The sequence below is a fragment of the Paraburkholderia sp. WC7.3g genome (genome assembly GCF_050436345.1).
GTDB classification, from domain to species: Bacteria; Pseudomonadota; Gammaproteobacteria; order Burkholderiales; family Burkholderiaceae; genus Paraburkholderia; species Paraburkholderia podalyriae.
Genome location: NZ_JBNDMA010000002.1, coordinates 339,672 through 358,869, shown reverse-complemented (window position 1 = coordinate 358,869; position 19,198 = coordinate 339,672). Strand labels below are relative to the sequence as shown.

The following is a 19,198-nucleotide window of genomic DNA, read 5'->3' as shown; positions in this document are numbered from 1 at the left end:
CGCCGATGCCAGTCAACTTTCTCGGGGCATCTGCAATGAGCAACACTCATCACACCGTGCCGGCGGGCGCCGCGCCGGGTCAGCGGCAAGGAACACAAAACGCGCAAACCGAGCGGGGCAGCGGCTTTTCGCTGACGGAAGACTGGCTTGCCGCTGGCGTCGGCCTGCTCGTGATCGTGATTGCGTGGGCGCTGTTCGCGTCGGGCAGCAGCATCAAGTGGCTCGCGGTCGCGCCGACGAAATGGTCGAGCGTCGCGCAGGCCGCGCAGGACATCGGCAAGCATCTACCCAACTACGTCGCGCTATTTGCGACGTTCGCCGTGCTGTTCGGCGCCAGCGTCGCGCTGCTCAGGCAGCGCGTCGGCGCGTTTCTGACCGCCTTCGTCGTCGTGTTCGTCGCGTCCGCGCTGATCCTGACGCTCGGCGCGTGGGTCGACGCATCGAAGTACAACCTCGAGCCGCCGCTCGTCGCGCTCGCGCTCGGACTGATCGTGTCGAACCTGTTCACGCTGCCGGAGTGGCTCGCGGCGGGGCTGCGCGTCGAGTTCTACATCAAGGTCGGCATCGTGCTGCTCGGCGCGACGCTGCCGTTCACACTGCTCGTATGGGCCGGCCCAGTCGCGGTCGTACAGGCGAGCATCGTGTCGTTGGTGACGTTCTTCGTGATCTTTCTCGTCGCACGGGCGTTTGGGCTCGATCGACGCTTTGCCGCCGTGCTCGGTGTCGGCGGCGCGGTGTGCGGCGTGTCGGCGGCGATCGCGATTGCCGGCGCGGTACGGGCGAAGCGCGAGCAGGCGTCGGTGGCGATCACGCTGGTCGTGCTGTGGGCGATCGTGATGATCTTCGTGCTGCCGTTCGCGTCGCGCTCGCTCGGACTGCCGACAGCCGTCGCCGGCGCCTGGATCGGCACCTCCGAGTTCGCCGACGCCGCGGGCATCGCCGCCGCCCAGGCCTACGGCGATTTCGCGCGGCACGCGGGCGGTGCGATCGCCGGCGCGCCGGAAGCGTCGTTGCAGGCCTTCACGCTGATGAAGGTGGTAGGCCGCGACATCTGGATCGGCATCTGGGCGTTCGTGCTCGCGATCGTCGCGACGACACGCTGGGAAACGCAGGATAGCGGCATCACCGCGCGCGCGAATGCCGGTGAGATCTGGGCGCGTTTCCCGAAGTTCGTGATCGGTTTTGTGATCGCGTCGGCGTTGGTCACGTGGATCGCCAGCCATTATTCGCTCGCCGACTACCGCAAGGTCGTCACGCCGGAGTTCGTCGCGCCGATCACGGTGCTGCGCACGTGGGCGTTCACCTTCTGCTTCCTGAGCATCGGTTTGACGACGCGCTTCCGCTCGCTTGCCGCGACCGGTCTGAAGCCGTTCCTTGCTTTCACGGCGGGTGTTGCGGTCAATATCGCGATCGGCTATGCGCTATCCGCGCGCGTGTTCGCGTCGTACTGGAACAGCCTCGGATAACGCCCGTGAAGATTTCGACGGATCGTGACGCCGACGCCGCGGCGTACGTTGGCGCAGTAGAGCGAAGCAGCGCGCCGTGCTGCGGCGGATGCCGGCATCGCGTGAACGAACGGGATGCGCTCGAGCAGCGTATCCCCGGGCTCGTCGCATTCAGTTCGGGTTTCGGCGCGAGCGTCGCCGATAGCCGGTTGTGTCGTCTGCACGATCAGCTCGTGTCGCCCCGCGACGTCTGTGCGCGATTCGAGTCGATTGCGCCGCCACTCGGGCGGCGCTGACCCAACAGCGACCATCAGGCGCAATCCCGGCGCGCCAGTCTGCCCGCGCCAATCCTGTCGCAAGTCCACCGATCCGCGCGCGCATCCGGCTTGATGAGCCGTCGCGCGCGCTTTTCTGATCTCAGTCGTTCAGCGCGTCGCGCGTATTACCCGCCGATCCACGCGAGGCCGCGCTGCCAGGCTTGCGCTCCTCTTCGCGCCGATTCGAGCCGCCGGTCGCGCCTCGAATGAAAAATACCGCACAGGCCGCACACATCGCCCAGATGCCCAGTATTACCAGCCACTTTTCCATCACACCAACCCTCGGGAACCCCGTTTATCTTTTCTGCGTGCCCTGAAACCGACGTTTCGGGCCGCTCGTCGCCGTGCTTCTGTATATCGGCGCGCGAAGTCGTTTGATAAGGCTTATTTCAAAAAGAATCACGCCAGGGAAAATACCGATCGCATACTCACTGGCCCGAGTGCCGGCCATCTTCCGGAAACCCGCGCCCACCAAGGCTTCTGGCGGGGTGCAACCATTGACCGGGTTTGGTTGCACCTTTTTATTTGGAGGCGTACGATTCGCCCAACTTTTAGTCTTTCGCCAGGCTCGCGCCCGGTATCAAAGAAGGAAACATGGCTAGCACCACTCTTGGCGTCAAGGTCGACGACCTCCTGCGTTCCCGGCTCAAAGATGCCGCCACCCGCCTGGAGCGCACCCCGCACTGGTTGATCAAGCAGGCGATCTTCGCGTACCTCGAAAAGATCGAGCACGGCCAGTTGCCGCCCGAGCTATCGGGTGCGGCCGGGACGGCCGACCTCGCCGACGGCGCGGCGGTCGAGAGCGAGGAAGACGGCGCGTCGCATCCGTTTCTCGATTTCGCGCAGAACGTGCAACCGCAGTCGGTGCTGCGCGCGGCGATCACCGCCGCGTATCGCCGCCCCGAACCCGAGTGCGTGCCGTTCCTGCTCGGCCAGGCGCGTTTGCCCGCCAACCTCGCGGGCGACGTACAGGCGCTGGCCGGCAAGCTCGTCGAAACGCTGCGCTCGAAGAGCAAGGGCGGCGGCGTCGAAGGGCTGATCCACGAATTTTCGCTGTCGAGCCAGGAAGGCGTTGCGCTGATGTGCCTCGCCGAGGCGCTGCTGCGCATCCCCGACCGCGCGACCCGCGACGCACTGATCCGCGACAAGATCAGCAAAGGCGACTGGAAATCGCACGTCGGCCAGGCGCCGTCGTTATTCGTCAATGCGGCGACCTGGGGGCTGATGATCACCGGCAAGCTGGTGACGACCAATAGCGAGGCGAACCTGTCGTCGGCGCTCACGCGCCTGATTGGCAAGGGCGGCGAGCCGCTGATCCGCAAGGGCGTCGACATGGCGATGCGCCTGATGGGCGAGCAGTTCGTGACCGGAGAGAACATCTCCGAAGCACTCGCGAACAGCCGCAAGTACGAGGCACGCGGTTTCCGCTATTCGTACGACATGCTCGGCGAAGCAGCCACCACCGAGGCCGACGCGCAGCGCTACTACGCGTCGTACGAGCAGGCGATCCACGCGATCGGCAAGGCTGCGGGCGGCCGCGGCATCTACGAAGGCCCGGGCATCTCGATCAAGCTGTCGGCGCTGCATCCGCGCTACTCGCGCGCGCAGCAGGAACGCACGATGAGCGAGCTGCTGCCGCGCGTGCGCTCGCTCGCGATCCTCGCGCGCCGCTACGACATCGGCCTCAATATCGACGCCGAGGAAGCCGACCGCCTGGAACTGTCGCTCGATCTGCTCGAAGCGCTGTGCTTCGATCCGGAGCTGCAAGGCTGGAACGGTATAGGCTTCGTCGTGCAGGCGTATCAGAAGCGCTGCCCGTTCGTGATCGACTATCTGATCGATCTTGCGCGCCGCAGCCGTCACCGCGTCATGGTGCGGCTCGTCAAGGGCGCGTACTGGGATTCGGAAATCAAACGCGCGCAGGTCGACGGCCTCGAAGGCTATCCGGTCTACACGCGCAAGATCTACACCGACGTGTCGTATCTCGCCTGCGCGAAAAAACTGCTCGGCGCGCCCGATGCCGTCTACCCGCAGTTCGCGACGCACAACGCGCATACGCTGTCGGCGATCTATCACCTCGCGGGCAACAACTACTACCCCGGCCAGTACGAGTTCCAGTGCCTGCACGGCATGGGCGAGCCGCTGTACGAAGAAGTCACCGGCCCGCTGTCCGCTGGAAAGCTGAACCGCCCGTGCCGCGTGTACGCACCGGTCGGCACGCATGAGACGCTGCTCGCGTACCTCGTGCGCCGGTTGCTCGAGAACGGCGCGAATACGTCGTTCGTGAATCGCATCGCCGACGAATCCGTCGCGATCAACGACCTGGTCGCCGATCCGGTCGAGGAGGCGTCGAGGATCGTGCCGCTCGGCGCGCCACACGCACGTATCCCGCTGCCGCGCAATCTGTACGGCGCCGAGCGGCTCAATTCGATGGGCCTTGATCTGTCGAACGAACATCGACTCGCGTCGCTGTCGTCGGCGCTGCTCGCGAGCGCGCATCATCCGTGGCGCGCCGCGCCGATGCTCGAAGACAACCAGATCGCGGTCGGCGCTGGGCGTGACGTGCGCAACCCGGCCGACCAGCGTGATCTCGTCGGCACGGTCGTCGAAGCGACGGCGGAGCACGTGAGCGCCGCGCTTGGCCATGCCGTGGCCGCCGCGCCGATCTGGCAAGCGACGCCAGTCGAGGCGCGCGCCGATTGCCTCGCGCGTGCCGCCGATGTGCTCGAAGCGCAGATGCACACGCTGATGGGCCTCGTGGTGCGCGAAGCGGGTAAATCGCTCGCCAACGCGGTCGCGGAAATCCGCGAGGCGATCGACTTCCTGCGCTACTACTCGACGCAGATCCGTGACGAGTTTTCGAACGACACGCATCGGCCGCTCGGTCCGGTGGTCTGTATCAGTCCGTGGAATTTCCCGCTGGCGATTTTCATGGGGCAGGTGGCCGCCGCGCTCGCGGCTGGCAACACGGTGCTCGCGAAACCGGCCGAGCAGACGCCGCTGATCGCGGCACAGGCGGTGCGGATTCTGCGCGAAGCGGGCGTGCCGGCGGGCGCGGTGCAGCTGCTGCCTGGCAATGGCGAGACGGTTGGCGCCGCGCTGGTCGCCGATCCGCGCACGCGTGCGGTGATGTTCACCGGTTCGACCGAAGTCGCGCGTCTGATCAACAAGACGCTGTCCGGCCGACTCGATCCGGATGGCAAGCCGATTCCGCTGATCGCCGAAACCGGCGGCCAGAACGCGATGATCGTCGACTCGTCGGCACTTGCCGAGCAGGTCGTCGCCGACGTGCTGCAATCGTCTTTCGACTCTGCCGGTCAACGGTGTTCGGCGTTGCGCGTTCTTTGTTTGCAGGACGATGTCGCGGACCGCACGCTCGAAATGCTGACAGGCGCGATGCGCGAACTCGCGCTCGGCAACCCGGACCGGCTGTCGACCGACGTCGGCCCGGTGATCGACCTCGACGCGAAGCGCGGCATCGACGCCCACATCGCGGCGATGCGCGACAAGGGCCGCAAGGTAGAGCAACTGACGCTGCCGGACGGCGCGACGCAAGGCACCTTCGTGCCGCCGACGCTGATCGAGCTCGACAGCATCGACGAGCTGAAGCGCGAAGTATTCGGCCCGGTGCTGCATGTGGTGCGCTATCGCCGCAGTCAGCTCGACAAGCTGCTCGAACAGATTCGCGCGACGGGTTACGGTTTGACGCTCGGCATCCACACGCGCATCGACGAAACGATCGCGCACGTGATCAGCCGCGCACACGTGGGCAACATCTACGTGAACCGCAACGTGATCGGCGCGGTGGTCGGCGTGCAGCCGTTCGGCGGCGAAGGGCTGTCGGGCACGGGACCGAAGGCCGGTGGCGCGCTGTATCTGCAGCGTCTGCTCGCGACGCGGCCGGCTGGTTTGCCGAAGTCGCTCGCGCAGGCGCTGGTGGCCGAAGTACCGCAGACGACGGAAAAGCGCGACAATCCGGCGGCCGCGCTGAGCGCGTTGCGCGACTGGCTGATCGCCGAGCGCGAGCCGCAGCTCGCCGCGCGTTGCGATGGCTATCTGACGCATGTGCCGGCGGGCGCGACCGCGGTGCTGTCGGGGCCGACCGGCGAGCGCAACACGTATACGCTCGGTCCGCGTGGCACGGTGCTGTGTATCGCGTCGACGGCGAGCGGCGCGCGCGTGCAATTCGCGGCGGCGCTGGCGACGGGAAATCGTGCGTTGTTCGAAGGCGCGGCCGGTGAACAATTGGTCTCGCAACTGCCCGCGTCGCTGAAGGCGCACGCGAGCGTCAAGAAGAACGCCGATGCGCCGTTCGACGCCGTGCTGTTCGAAGGCGACAGCGATGAGCTGCTCGCGCTCGTGAAGGAGGTCGCGAAGCGCGCGGGGCCGATCGTGTCGGTGCAGGGCGTCGCGGCTCGTGCGCTGGCGAGCGGCGACGAGGACTACGCGCTCGAGCGTCTGCTCACCGAGCGCTCGGTCAGCGTGAACACCGCGGCGGCAGGCGGCAATGCGAATTTGATGACGATCGGCTGAGCCAACCTCGGCGGTCCATTCAATAGAACGGAAGCGGCACGGCGACCCCGAATCCGCTTCATCCACACCTGGTATCAAGGAGAAGCTATGCAACACAAAATGAAACAGCTGGCAGGCGCAGCTCTGGTTGCCGCCATGTCGCTGGCGGGGACGGCCAACGCGCAATCGACGGAAGACGTGAAAATCGGTTTCGCCGGTCCGATGACGGGCGCACAGGCGCACTACGGCAAGGACTTCCAGAACGGCATCACGCTCGCGGTCGAAGATTTCAACGCGACCAAGCCGGTGATCGGCGGCAAGCAGGTTCACATCGTGCTCGATTCGGCCGACGACCAGGCAGACCCGCGCACCGGCACGACGGTCGCGCAAAAGCTCGTGGATGACGGCATCAAGGGCATGCTCGGCCACTTCAACTCGGGCACGACGATTCCGGCCTCGCGCATCTACGCGAACGCGGGCATTCCGCAGGTCGCGATGGCGACCGCGCCGGAATACACGCAGCAGGGTTTCAAGACCACCTTCCGCATGATGACGTCCGACACGCAGCAAGGCTCGGTGGCCGGCACGTTCGCGGTGAAGAACCTCGGCATGAAGAAGATCGCGATCGTCGACGATCGCACCGCTTACGGCCAGGGTCTTGCCGATCAGTTCGAGAAGGCTGCGAAGGCGGCGGGCGCGACGATCGTCGATCGTGAATACACGAACGACAAGGCCGTCGACTTCAAGTCGATCCTGACCAAGCTGAAGTCGACAAACCCGGATCTGATCTACTACGGCGGCGCGGATTCGCAAGCGGCACCGATGGTCAAGCAGATGAAGCAGCTCGGTGTGAAGGCCCCGCTGATGGGCGGCGAAATGGTCCACACGCCGACCTTCATCAAGCTCGCCGGCGACGCGGCGAACGGCACAGTGGCCTCGCTCGCCGGTCTGCCGCTCGATGAAATGCCGGGTGGCAAGGCGTACGTCGAGAAGTACAAGGCGCGCTTCAACGAAGACGTGCAGACGTATTCGCCGTACGCCTACGATGGCGCGATGGCGATGTTCACCGCGATGAAGACCGCGAACTCGACCGATCCGGCCAAGTACCTGCCGGTGCTCGCGAAGACGTCGAAGCCGGCCGTGACGTCGGCTGACCTCGCGTACGACCAGCACGGCGATCTGAAGAACGGCGGTATCACGCTGTACAAGGTCGTCGATGGCAAGTGGACGACGCTGCAAAGCGTGGGCGGCAAGTAAGTCTTTTGCCGACCGCGTTTGAATGATAAAAAACCCCGCTTCGGCGGGGTTTTTTATCGGCTGCGCGGTTGACGCCCAGGCAGGCCACGCGGACCATCTTCACTCACCGCGCATCTTCCTCCCCTGCTCACGAATCATCTCGAGCGTCGCCGCGGGCGTGCTCGCTTCCTGCGGCATGCGAATCTCGATCACGGCCGGCAACTGCGATTCGATCGCGCGTTGCAACGCCGGCAGAAAATCCCCGGTGCGTTCAACGGTTTCGCCATGTGCGCCGAACGATCGCGCGAATGCCGCGAAGTCCGGATTCGTGAGAGCCGTGCCGTGCACGCGAAGCGGATAGTGCCGCTCCTGATGCATGCGGATCGTGCCGAAGTGACTGTTGTTGACGACGATGAACAGCACGCGCAGGTCGTACTGCATCGCTGTCGCAAGCTCCTGCGCGGCCATCATGAAGCAGCCGTCGCCAGCGAGCGCGACCACCGCGCGTTGCGGATAGAGCGACTTCGCCGCGAGCGCCGCCGGCACGCCGTAGCCCATCGCGCCGCTGGTCGGCGCGAGCTGTGAGCGGAAGTGTCGATACGAGAAATGTCGATGCAGCCACGTCGCGTAATTGCCCGCACCGTTCGTGACGATCGCGTCGTCGGGCAAGTGCGCGCGCAATTGCTGGATCACTTCGCCCATCTGCACGTCGCCGGGAATCGGGCGCGGCTTGCGCCATTCCAGATACGCGCGATGCGCTTGCTCAGCGGCGCCGGCCCAGACGAGCTTGCCGGACGACGACCACTTCAGCTCCGCAAGCATCGCCGCAAGCTCAGGCATGCCGGAGACGATCGGCAGATCGGCCGCATACACACGCCCAAGTTCGTCCGCGCCCTGATGCACGTGCACGAGCGTCTGCCTGGTCTTCGGAATGTCGAGCAGCGTGTAGCCGTTGGTCGTCGCTTCGCCGAGCCGCGGACCGAGCGTGAGCAGCAGGTCCGCGTCGCGAATGCGCTGCGCGAGCGCCGGATTGATGCCGAGACCGACGTCGCCCGCGTAGTTCGGATGGTCGTTATCGAAGGTGTCCTGGAAGCGGAACGCGAGGCCGATCGGCAACTGCCAATTTTCGATAAAGCGCCGCAGGTCCGCGCAGGCGGCCGGTGTCCAGCCGCTGCCGCCAGCGATCACCATCGGCCGTTGCGCGCCTTCGAGCAGTTCGCGCAGCTTCGCGATCTGTGCGGCCGACGGCGACGCCGCCACGCGCTGATAAGCGGGCGCGCCAGGCACGGCGTCGCAGGCATCGCTCAGTACGTCTTCGGGCAGCGCCAGCACGACCGGCCCCGGACGGCCCGACGTAGCCGTGTGAAACGCATGGCTCAGATATTCGGGAATCCGCGTCGGATCGTCGATCTGCGCGACCCACTTCGCCAACTGACCGAACATGCGTCGATAGTCGATCTCCTGGAACGCCTCGCGATCGAGATGCTCGCGCGCGCATTGGCCAATCAGCAGGATCATCGGCGTCGAGTCCTGAAACGCGGTGTGCACGCCGATCGACGCATGCGTCGCGCCCGGTCCGCGCGTGACGAGCGCGACACCCGGGCGGCCGGTCAGCTTGCCGACCGCTTCGGCCATGTTCGCCGCCGCGGCTTCGTGACGGCAGACGACCGTCTGGATACGCGCGGTTTCATCGTGTAGCGAATCGAGCACGGCGAGAAAGCTTTCGCCGGGAACGCAGAACACCCGGTCGACGCCGTGCGTGAGCAGCGCATCGACGACGAGGCGCGCGCCGGTGGTGCGTGCGGTATCGGAAGCGGAAATGGCATGGGAAGCGGGAGCATTCGGCAGCGACATTGCGAAGAAGCCTCCTGGCAGGGCGTGAGTGCGTTGGCATGGAGCCGCATCGACGGAACAGGCAGCAGCGGCCGATGGGCGCTTCGACAGCTTACGCCGGGCACGTGGGCGCTGTCATGGCGCAGCGCAACTGTTTGATCGATGGATGCGCGACGCGATCGCTCAAATGAAAACGCGGGCCCCAAGGCCCGCGCTTTTCCGATGCGATTGCATGCAATTCAATGCGGCGCTCAACCACTCAACACTCGACGATATTCACCGCGAGTCCGCCGCGCGACGTTTCCTTGTACTTGGTCTTCATGTCCGCGCCGGTTTCGCGCATCGTCTTGATCACCGAATCGAGCGACACGTAGTGGCTGCCGTCGCCGCGCAACGCCATGCGCGCGGCGTTGACCGCCTTCACCGATGCCATCGCATTGCGCTCGATGCAGGGAATCTGCACCATGCCGCCGACCGGATCGCAGGTGAGACCGAGGTTATGCTCCATGCCGATTTCCGCGGCGTTCTCGACCTGCTTCGGCGTGCCGCCCATCACGGCGGCCAGCGCGCCAGCGGCCATCGAACACGCGACGCCGACTTCGCCCTGGCAACCCACTTCCGCGCCGGAGATCGACGCGTTCAGCTTGTACAGGATGCCGATCGCGGCGGCCGTCATCAGGAAGTCGATCACGCCCTGCTCGTTCGCGCCCGGCATGAAGCGCGTGTAGTAATGCAGCACCGCCGGAATGATGCCGGCCGCGCCATTGGTCGGCGCGGTGACGACGCGTCCGCCCGCGGCGTTCTCTTCGTTGACGGCGATGGCGTACAGATTGATCCAGTCGACCATCGACAGCGGATCCTGCAACGCGCGCTCCGGATTGCCCGTCAACGCGCGATACAGTTGCGGCGCGCGCCGCTTGACCTGAAACGGGCCGGGCAAGTGACCATCGGCATCGGGATTGTTGATGCCGCACCCGCGCGCGACGCACGATTGCATCACGTCCCAGATTTTCAGCAGGCCGGCGCGCGTTTCTTCCTCGCTGTGCCAGACGCGCTCGTTTTCCCACATCAGCTGCGCGATGCTCTTGCCGCTCGACGCGCACAGCGCGAGCAATTCATTGCCGGTGCGAAACGGATGCGGAAGTTGATCGACGGCGCTCAGCACTTTCGTGTTCGGCGCGCCGGCCGTCACGACGAAGCCGCCACCGACCGACAGGTAGGTCGACTCGCGCAGCGTCGCGCCTTGCGCATCGAAGGCGAAAAGCTTCAGGCCGTTCGGATGCTCGGGCAGCGCCTGGCGATAAAACGCGATGTGCTCTTTCTGCACGAACGGCACGTCGTGCGTGCCGAGCAGCGCAAGCGTGCGCGACACGCGCACCGCATCGAGCCGCTGGGCGATGGTGCCGGGGTCGACGGTGTCGGGCGCATCGCCCATCAGGCCGAGCATCACGCCGCGATCGGTGCCGTGCCCTTTGCCGGTCGCGCCGAGCGAGCCGTACAGCTCCGCTTTCACCGATGCGGTGGTATCGAGCAGCCCGTCGCGCTCGAGTCCCTGGACGAACATCAGCGCCGCGCGCATCGGCCCGACCGTATGCGAACTCGACGGACCAATGCCGATTTTGAAGAGATCGAAGACGCTGACTGCCATGTACCACTCCTGCCGTAGATAAAGAGTTTAGCGCGCCGGCAGCGGCAAACACACGGCGAGCCACGCGGGCGGCGTCGGTGCGAGCTGCAGCGCGACTGGCGTAAAGCGTCCGTCGAGACGCGCCGCCAGGTGAAACAGTTCGGTCGCGTTCTTCGGATCCCACTGACCCGAATAGCCGGGCAAACCGGCCTCGCGACGCTTGGCATCGAACGCGACGTTCGAATGCACGAATTCCTGATGTGTCTGGCCGCCGGTAGCAAACGGCACGAGCCAGTTTAGCGCCGCGAGCAGCGTCGCGCCGTTCGTGCCCTTCTCCTGCAGCCAGTTGCGGTTGTGGCGGCGCGCGGCGAGCGCGGCCGTCACGAGCGGTTGCAGATCGTAGGTTACGTAGTGCAGCGCGTCGCGTTCGCCGAAATCGATCGTCGCGCCGTTCGGCGCAATGTTGTCGCCGATATGCTCGACGAACAGCCGCTGCGCGGCATCGATCATCTTGCGATTGTCGAGCGTGAACGCGGCCATCGCGATCAGCTTGATGCGGTGGCTTTGCCAATTGTTGCGAAACGTGCCCGTGAGCGGCCGCGGCTGCGCGTCGATCTGCGCGATATAGCCGTTCGCGAGCTTCGTCAGAAACGCCATCGCCGCGTTGCGCGTCTTCACGGGTAAGGCGCTCGCGGTCATGTCGTACGCGAGAATCAGCCCTTCGAAACGCGTTTCGTCGATCGGATCGAAGCTCGGCTGATACGTCGTGACCCACGCATACAACAGACGATCGGCGAGCTTCAGGAAGCGGTCGTCGCTGGTCGCGCGCCACGCGAGCGCGGCGTCGCGCAGCAGGTCGAGATCCTTCTCCGCTTCGACGCTCTGGTCGTAGATGCCCTCGTGCGGCAGCGTGCCCTCGGTGTGCAATCTGGCGAGCGCATGCGGCTGCTCGTTCAGATGCGCCTGCACATTGGCGACGAGCGCCTTGACGCCCGGATCGGCATTGGTGCGCTCACTCGTTTGCAGCGCCGGAGCCGCGCAGAAATTCATCGCGGCTTGAGCCTCGCGCAGCGGCAGCAACGCGGCCGCGCCGGCCAGCAGCATCGCGTAAGCGGGTCGCCACGGACGGGCGCCTGCGGCCTCTGCCCGGCTGTGCATCAATCGCACCTTTCGCGCCATGCGAAACTCCTCATTAGGCTGATTCGGTGTGTGATGTTAGCCGGTTGCGGCTTGCAACGACAGGACCGCGCGCGGACGCCGACGGACCTTCACCACGCCGCGCCGCCTGCTCACCTGGGCTGCTTTGGTGGCCGGCGGCGGGCGCTGCTTACTCGTAGTCCGCGATCGGCACGCACGAGCAGAACAGGTTGCGATCGCCGTACACGTTGTCCGCGCGGCCGACCGGCGGCCAGTACTTGTTCGCGATCAGCGTCTTCAGCGGATAGGCGGCGGTCTCGCGCGCATACGCATGCTTCCAGTCGTCGGCGATCACGACCGCCGCCGTGTGCGGCGCGTGCTTCAGCGGATTGTCCTCGCGGTCCGAGCGGCCTTCCTCGACCGCGAGGATTTCCTCGCGGATCGCGATCATCGCCTCGATGAAGCGGTCGAGCTCTTCCTTCGACTCCGATTCGGTCGGCTCGACCATCAGCGTGCCCGGCACTGGGAAGCTCATCGTCGGTGCGTGGAAGCCGTAGTCGGCGAGGCGCTTGGCGACGTCGTCGACGGTGATGCCGCTCGTGTCCTTGATCGGACGCAGATCGAGAATGCACTCGTGCGCGACGAGGCCGCCAGGGCCCGAATACAACACCGGATAGTGCGGTGCGAGTTTGTTCGCGACGTAGTTCGCGTTGAGGATCGCGGTTTCGGTCGCGGCGGCCAGGTTCTTCGCGCCCATCATCGCGATGTACATCCACGAGATCGGCAGAATCGACGCCGAGCCGTACGGCGCGGCCGATACCGCGCCGATGCCTTGCGGCGCGCGCTCGTAGCCCGACGAAGTCTGGTTCGGCAGGAACTGCGCGAGATGCGCGCCGACCGCGACCGGACCGACGCCCGGTCCGCCGCCGCCGTGCGGAATGCAGAAGGTCTTGTGCAGGTTCAGGTGCGAGACGTCGCCGCCGAACTGGCCCGGCGCGCACAGGCCGACCATCGCGTTCATGTTCGCGCCATCCACGTACACCTGGCCGCCGTGCGCATGCACGATCTCGCAGATTTCGCGGACGTTCTGTTCGAACACGCCGTGCGTCGACGGATACGTGATCATGATCGCCGCGAGCGTGTCGGCATGCTGCGCGGCCTTCTTCTTCAGATCTTCGATATCGACGTTGCCCTGCGCGTCGCATGCCACGACCACGACCTGCATGCCGGCCATCTGCGCCGACGCCGGGTTCGTGCCGTGCGCCGAAGCGGGAATCAGACAGACGTTGCGATGCGCTTCGCCGCGCGACGCGTGATACGCATGAATGATCAGCAGACCCGCGTACTCGCCCTGCGAGCCCGCGTTCGGCTGCAGCGATACGGCCGCATAGCCGGTCGCGGTGACCAGCATCTGTTCGAGCTGATCGATCATCTTGCGATAGCCGACGGTTTGCCCGGCCGGCGCGAACGGATGGATCTGACCGAACTCGGGCCACGTGACCGGCAGCATTTCCGAGGTCGCGTTCAGCTTCATCGTGCAGGAGCCGAGCGGGATCATCGAGCGGTCGAGCGCGAGGTCCTTGTCCGACAGGCTGCGCAGATAGCGCAGCATTTCCGTTTCCGAATGGTGTCGATTGAACACGTGATGCGTGAGGTACGCGCTCGTGCGTTCGAGCGCGGCCGGCACCGACGCGGTGTTCGATGCGCTCAGTGCCGAGTCGAGCGCGTCGACTTGCGGCACGTCGCTGACGCCCGCCGCCTGCGCGAATACCGCGAGCAGATCGGCGAGATCGCCGCGCGTGGTGGTTTCGTCGACCGACACGCCGACTTGCGTGGCGCTGACACGGCGCAGGTTGATGCGCTTCGCCTTCGCTGCGTCGTGCAGCGCTTGCGTGCGCGCGCCGCTGCTAAACGTGAGCGTGTCGAAGAAGGTCTCGTTCGCGAGCGTGTAGCCGAGTTGCTTCGCGCCTTCGGCGAGCAGCGTGGCGACGCGGTTCACGCGCAGCGCGATCGTCTTCAGACCGCGCGGTCCGTGATAGACCGCGTACATGCTCGCCATGATTGCGAGCAGCGCCTGCGCGGTACACACGTTCGAGGTCGCCTTCTCGCGGCGGATGTGCTGCTCGCGCGTTTGCAGCGCGAGGCGCAGCGCGGAGTTGCCCTGCGCGTCGACGGTCACGCCGACCAGGCGCCCCGGCATCTGCCGCTTGAATTCGTCGCGCACCGCGAGGTAGGCGGCATGCGGTCCGCCGAAGCCGACCGGCACGCCGAAACGCTGCGTATTGCCGACGGCCACGTCCGCGCCCCATTCGCCCGGAGGCGTGAGCAGCGTCAGCGCGAGCAGGTCGGCGGCCGCGACCACATGGCCGCCCGCCGCGTGGATCGCCTCGGTGAGCGCGCGGTAGTCGCGCACGTCGCCGTTCACGCCCGGGTATTGGAGCAGCACGCCGAAAGCGTTGGCGTTGGCTGCTTGATCGGCCGGGCCGACTTTCACTTCGATGCCGACCGGCGTCGCGCGCGTCTTCACGACTTCGATGGTTTGCGGCAGCACGTCGTCGGCAACGAAGAACACATTCGACTTCGGTTTGCCGACGCGTTGCAGCAGCGTCATCGCTTCGGCGGCGGCGGTCGCCTCGTCGAGCAGCGACGCGTTGGAGATCGAGAGTCCGGTCAGGTCGGTGACCATCTGCTGGAAGTTCAGCAGCGCTTCCAGACGGCCTTGGGAGATCTCCGGCTGATACGGCGTGTAGGCGGTGTACCACGCGGGATTTTCCAGCACGTTGCGCAGGATCACCGTCGGCGTGTGGGCGTTGTAATAACCCTGGCCGATGTAGGAGCGGAACACCTGGTTCTGGTCCGCGAGCTCGCGCAGCGCGGCGAGCGCCTCGGCTTCGCTCTTTGGCTGCGCGAAGGGGCCGAGCGGCAGCGTTTCGGTGCGGCGGATCGCCTTCGGGATGACTGCGTCGATCAATGCCGCGCGCGACGCGAAGCCGAGCGCTTCGAGCATCGCATGCTGGTCGGCCGTATCCGGGCCGATGTGCCGTTCCGCGAAGGCGTCATGCACTTCGAGCGCGGCGAGCGAGAGAGGAGTGCGGTTCATCAGACGGTCCGGGTGTTCGAGCTTCATGGGTGTTCCTGGCGGCGCGGCGCGCGCCGTTGTGCGAGCGCCGCGCCTGACGGTTAAAACGGAAGGTGAATCAGGCAGCGAGTCAGGTCGGGACTCACGCGCCGATCGACTTCGCGTACGCGTCGGCGTCGATCAGACGCTCGAGCGACGCGTCAGCGGTCGGCTTGATCTTGAACAGCCAGCTGTCGTACGGCGTGCTGTTGACCGTGTCCGGCGAGTCGGCGATGGCCGTGTTCGCTTCGATGACTTCGCCCGAAACCGGCGCGTAGATGTCCGAAGCTGCCTTCACCGATTCGATCACGGCGACGGTGTCGCCCGCGGTCACGGACTTGCCCAGTTCCTGAACTTCGAAGAAGACGATGTCGCCGAGCGCTTCCTGCGCGTGGTCGGTGATGCCGACCGTCAGCGTGCCGTCCGCTTCGGTGCGGACCCATTCGTGCGATTCGGTGTATTTCAGATCGGCCGGGATGCTCATCGGATGCTCCTGAACGGTATGTTCGGTAGTGGTTTGAATTAGGGGGCGTGCGTCGGCCGCTTAGACCGCCAGCACCTTGCCGTTGCGCACGAACGGCAGTTTTACCACGCTTGCGGGGCAGGCTTTGCCGCGAATCTGGACGTGCACGGTGTCGCCCGGCTGCACGCCTTTCGGCACGCGCGCGAAGGCGATCGATTCCTGCATGGTCGGCGAGAACGTGCCGCTAGTGATTTCGCCGTCGCCGTGCGGCGTGACGACTTTCTGATGCGCGCGCAGCACGCCCGCGGCCTTGCCGTTTTCCTTCAGCAGGATCAGGCCGACGAACGCGGCGCGCGAGCCGTCGGCTTCGAGGCTGCTCTTGCCGACGAAGTCGCGCGGTGAGGTGAGGTCGACGGTCCATGCGAGGCCGGCGTCGAGCGGCGAGACATTGTCGTCCATGTCCTGGCCGTACAGGTTCATGCCGGCTTCGAGGCGAAGCGTGTCGCGGGCGCCGAGACCGGCCGGGCGCACGCCTTGGCCGGCGAGTGCGTTCCACAGCGCTTCGACGTGGCTTGCCGGCACAATGATCTCGAAGCCGTCTTCGCCGGTATAGCCGGTGCGCGCGACGGTCAGCTCGCCGAACGGCGTGCCGTCGACGCGCGCGGCGTTGAACGGCTTCATCGCTTCGGTCGCGGCGCGCGCCGCTGGCACGGTTTGCCAGGTTTTTTCGCGCGCGTTCGGGCCTTGCACGGCGACGATCGCCAGATCGCGGCGCGGCGTGATGGTGAGGCCGAAGCCGCCCTCGGCATTGAGCTGGCCGAACCAGGCGATGTCTTTGTCGGCAGTGCCGGCGTTGACGGCCACGCGGAAGTCGTCTTCGCCGAAGTAATAGACGATCAGGTCGTCGATCACGCCGCCGTTTGGATTCAGCATGCAGGAGTAGAGCGCGCGGCCCGGCGTTTGCAGTTTCGCGACGTTGTTGGCGAGCGCGTATTCGAAGAACGCGCGTACTCGATCGCCGACGAAGTCGACCACGCACATGTGGGACACGTCGAACATGCCCGCGTCGGTGCGCACCGCGCGATGTTCGTCGATCTGCGAGCCGTAGTTGACGGGCATGTCCCAGCCGCCGAAGTCGACCATGCGGGCATGGAGCGCGCGGTGAGCGGCGTGGAGCGGGGTGTGTTTGAGTTCGGTCATGGGGCCTCGGGCGTCTCGCGAAACAAAAAAGGCCATGCGGGGCAACGCCTCGCGGCGCGATGCCTGCGAGCGTGGTCCTGCATGGCCCCTCTGTCCTCGATACCTGAGAGATTGCGCTGCCGCGATTTGCTCGATGAGCTCGATCCGTCACGGTGAAACGCGCGCCCCTTCGGTGGGCAGCCTGCCTGCGGTGCACGATGTGCGACGCGGATGGCTACTGCCGCTCTCCAGAGTGCGAAAAAACCGCCGCAAGGCGGGTTCTTTCGACGCGGTCGGTCCTTTTGCCTGAGAGTTTGCGGGTGTGCCCCTTCGGCGGCGCGGCCTGCGATTTTTCGCCTGCCAGCGCGCTCTCCCGACGCGTGCGGCGAATTTACGCGACGGGCCGGGGCTTGTCAAATAAAGGCCCGACAGCGGTGTGAGGGTGGGCGCGGCGGTTCGGGAGGTCCAAAAGAAACGCGCGGACCGTGGGGCCCGCGCTTTGGTGTTGCCGCTCCCGGTGCTATCCGTCACCGCGCGATCAGAGGTAGTGGTTGCTCACCTGGCAGTTGGTTTGCCGCCCCGGATTGCCGACTGATTCGCCGGCTGATTCGCCGGCTCACCCGCCGGCTCACTCGCCGATCGCATGAGCAGCGTTATCGAGCTCCTGGTTCAACACGCGCTGTTCTTCCGCGGACAAACCGCCGCCATGCTGGCCGGCCATGTCATGCGCTTCCTGGCGGATCGTCTCGAGACGGTGATGCAACGCTGCGCCTTGCGGCGGCGGGTAATAGCCCTGATTCACGCGGTTATCGATACGGTGCGCCAGATTGTCGATGCGGCCGTCGACCTGATGCAGGCGCTGATCCCCGATCTGCTGCGGAGTGGGGCCCGCATGCGGCGCTGGCGGGGGCGTCACCACGCAGGCGGCGACGGAGCCGAGCAGCGCACATGCGGCAAGGGCACGGATGATTCGAGACATGGATTCTCCCGGAGTCGTTGTCGTGTTGGGTTGCTACCGCTAGCAACGGATGAGGAGGAACGCCCGCTGACTCGGCAGCGGGCGAAGTTGTAACGTTATGTTCCTTTCCGGAACGTCAGGAAAGTCCGCGCCGACGGCCTTCGCGGCCCCAAAGATCGCCCCGTTTTGGTACACAAAACAGCGTGGTGCGGGGTAGGCGCCCAGCGCGGGCTCGGCTCAGCGAATCCGCTCGAACGGCAGCCGCACGCCCTGCTCGGAGCTGCGCGCGGCCAGTTCGATGATCGTCATGACGTCGACCGCGTCGCGCGCGCTGATCGGAAACGTGATGCCGTTCTGGATCGCGTCGGCCAACGCGATATAGAAGCCGGCGTACTCGCCGTTGCGGGTCGGCAATTCGCGCTCGACTTCCTGGTCGCCTTCGAGCACGCGCCGAACGCCAGCGGCATTGTTGGCGCCGAAGCCTTCGTCGCCGGGGCGCAGACCGGCTTTCAGCTGATCTTCCTGGGTGTCGAGCCCGTACTTCACATAGCTGCCGCGCGTGCCGTGGATCGCAAAGCGCGGCCCGGGCAATGCCGTCAGCGCGCTTGCGTGCAGCACGACCTCAAACTCGTCGTAGCCGAGCTGGATGTGCACGTAGTCGGGCGCGCTCGCGTCGTCGCGATGCGAGCGCACCGTCGCCGACACAGTCTGCGGTGCGCCGAACAGGGCGAGCGCCTGGTCGATCAGATGCGGGCCGAGATCGAACAGCAGGCCGCCACCGCGCGTCACGTCTTCGCGCCAGCGCTGACGCACGCCGGGCCGGAAGCGGTCGAAATGCGATTCGAAATGCGTGACGCGACCCAGTTCCACGCGCGCGAGCAGATCCCGCACGGTCAGAAAATCGCCGTCCCAACGGCGATTGTGAAAGGGCGCGGACAGCTTGCCGCGCGCGAGCGCGATATTGGCAAGCGTGTGGGCGTCGGCGGCGTTCAGCGTGACCGGCTTGTCGACGACCACGTGCTTGCCCGCTTCGAGCGTGCGGCGCGCGAGGTCGAAGTGCGTGTCGTTGGGTGTCGCGATCACGATGCAGTCGATGTCGTCGTGCGCGAGCAGCGCGTCGAGATCGGCGACGATTTTCGCGTGCGGATAGTCGGCGCGCGCGCGCTCGGACTGCCCGGTCGCGATCGCGGCGACCTTCGCGCGTCCGCAATGTTCGATCACCGGTGCGTGAAACGTCGCGCCGGCGAAGCCGTAGCCCATCAATCCAATTTTCAGCGATGCGGACATGCGAGTCTTCCTGGAGGAGCGGCGCGCCGCTTTGCCACCGCGGCGGCGGCGCGCAATCTCATTATTGTGGCATTGGTGGGCTGGGC

13 protein-coding genes and 2 riboswitches are annotated in these 19,198 nt (G+C 65.9%); of the genes, 4 read left to right on the top strand and 9 right to left on the bottom strand.

Translation table 11 applies throughout. The features are described 5' to 3' along the window. Positions 1 to 35 precede the first annotated feature (35 nt). Positions 36 to 1,466, top strand: a complete 1,431-nt coding sequence (locus tag OKW43_RS13130) for a YeiH family protein (protein ID WP_187632467.1) — start codon at positions 36 to 38, stop codon at positions 1,464 to 1,466. Positions 1,467 to 1,471: 5 nt separating this feature from the next. Further along, positions 1,472 to 1,741, top strand: coding sequence for a hypothetical protein (locus OKW43_RS13125; protein ID WP_187632468.1), 270 nt, complete (start codon positions 1,472 to 1,474; stop codon positions 1,739 to 1,741). 121 nt (positions 1,742 to 1,862) lie between these two features. Here the strand turns inward: OKW43_RS13125 and OKW43_RS13120 are convergent, their stop codons facing one another. Continuing rightward, entirely contained in the window at positions 1,863 to 2,033 is a 171-nt protein-coding gene (locus OKW43_RS13120; protein ID WP_187632469.1) for a hypothetical protein, read from the bottom strand. 323 nt (positions 2,034 to 2,356) lie between these two features. Between OKW43_RS13120 and putA the strand changes: the two genes are divergently transcribed. Continuing rightward, positions 2,357 to 6,295 (top strand): trifunctional transcriptional regulator/proline dehydrogenase/L-glutamate gamma-semialdehyde dehydrogenase, encoded by a 3,939-nt coding sequence (gene putA / locus OKW43_RS13115; RefSeq protein WP_187632470.1) that lies wholly within the window; start codon positions 2,357 to 2,359, stop codon positions 6,293 to 6,295. An 87-nt stretch (positions 6,296 to 6,382) separates the two neighbouring features. Beyond that, positions 6,383 to 7,531 (top strand): branched-chain amino acid ABC transporter substrate-binding protein, encoded by a 1,149-nt coding sequence (locus OKW43_RS13110; RefSeq protein ID WP_187632471.1) that lies wholly within the window; start codon positions 6,383 to 6,385, stop codon positions 7,529 to 7,531. A gap of 99 nt (positions 7,532 to 7,630) precedes the next feature. Here OKW43_RS13110 and OKW43_RS13105 read toward each other — a convergent pair whose 3' ends face one another. From OKW43_RS13105 to OKW43_RS13070, 8 genes are all read right to left on the bottom strand, one after another. Beyond that, a complete protein-coding gene (locus OKW43_RS13105; RefSeq protein ID WP_429447737.1) occupies positions 7,631 to 9,364 on the bottom strand; it encodes a thiamine pyrophosphate-binding protein in 1,734 nt (577 codons plus the stop codon). 238 nt (positions 9,365 to 9,602) lie between these two features. Then, positions 9,603 to 10,991 carry an L-serine ammonia-lyase gene (locus tag OKW43_RS13100; RefSeq protein ID WP_187632473.1) on the bottom strand — a complete coding sequence of 463 codons (1,389 nt, stop codon included), beginning with the start codon at positions 10,989 to 10,991 and terminating at the stop codon, positions 9,603 to 9,605. A 27-nt stretch (positions 10,992 to 11,018) separates the two neighbouring features. Next, positions 11,019 to 12,149, bottom strand: coding sequence for an alginate lyase family protein (locus OKW43_RS13095; RefSeq protein ID WP_429447735.1), 1,131 nt, complete (start codon positions 12,147 to 12,149; stop codon positions 11,019 to 11,021). Positions 12,150 to 12,297: 148 nt separating this feature from the next. After that, positions 12,298 to 15,234 (bottom strand): aminomethyl-transferring glycine dehydrogenase, encoded by a 2,937-nt coding sequence (gene gcvP / locus OKW43_RS13090; RefSeq protein ID WP_429447733.1) that lies wholly within the window; start codon positions 15,232 to 15,234, stop codon positions 12,298 to 12,300. A 94-nt stretch (positions 15,235 to 15,328) separates the two neighbouring features. After that, on the bottom strand, positions 15,329 to 15,709 hold the full coding sequence (gene gcvH, locus OKW43_RS13085; protein WP_187632476.1) for a glycine cleavage system protein GcvH: 381 nt from the start codon (positions 15,707 to 15,709) through the stop codon (positions 15,329 to 15,331). 60 nt (positions 15,710 to 15,769) lie between these two features. After that, positions 15,770 to 16,888 (bottom strand): glycine cleavage system aminomethyltransferase GcvT, encoded by a 1,119-nt coding sequence (gene gcvT / locus OKW43_RS13080; protein ID WP_429447731.1) that lies wholly within the window; start codon positions 16,886 to 16,888, stop codon positions 15,770 to 15,772. Between the two features lie 80 nt (positions 16,889 to 16,968). After that, positions 16,969 to 17,129, bottom strand: a riboswitch (glycine riboswitch). Positions 17,130 to 17,150: 21 nt separating this feature from the next. Beyond that, positions 17,151 to 17,253: riboswitch (glycine riboswitch) on the bottom strand. A 242-nt stretch (positions 17,254 to 17,495) separates the two neighbouring features. Next, positions 17,496 to 17,846, bottom strand: coding sequence for a hypothetical protein (locus OKW43_RS13075; protein ID WP_187632478.1), 351 nt, complete (start codon positions 17,844 to 17,846; stop codon positions 17,496 to 17,498). A gap of 216 nt (positions 17,847 to 18,062) precedes the next feature. Continuing rightward, positions 18,063 to 19,112 carry an oxidoreductase gene (locus OKW43_RS13070; protein WP_429447729.1) on the bottom strand — a complete coding sequence of 350 codons (1,050 nt, stop codon included), beginning with the start codon at positions 19,110 to 19,112 and terminating at the stop codon, positions 18,063 to 18,065. Between the last annotated feature and the right edge of the window lie 86 nt (positions 19,113 to 19,198).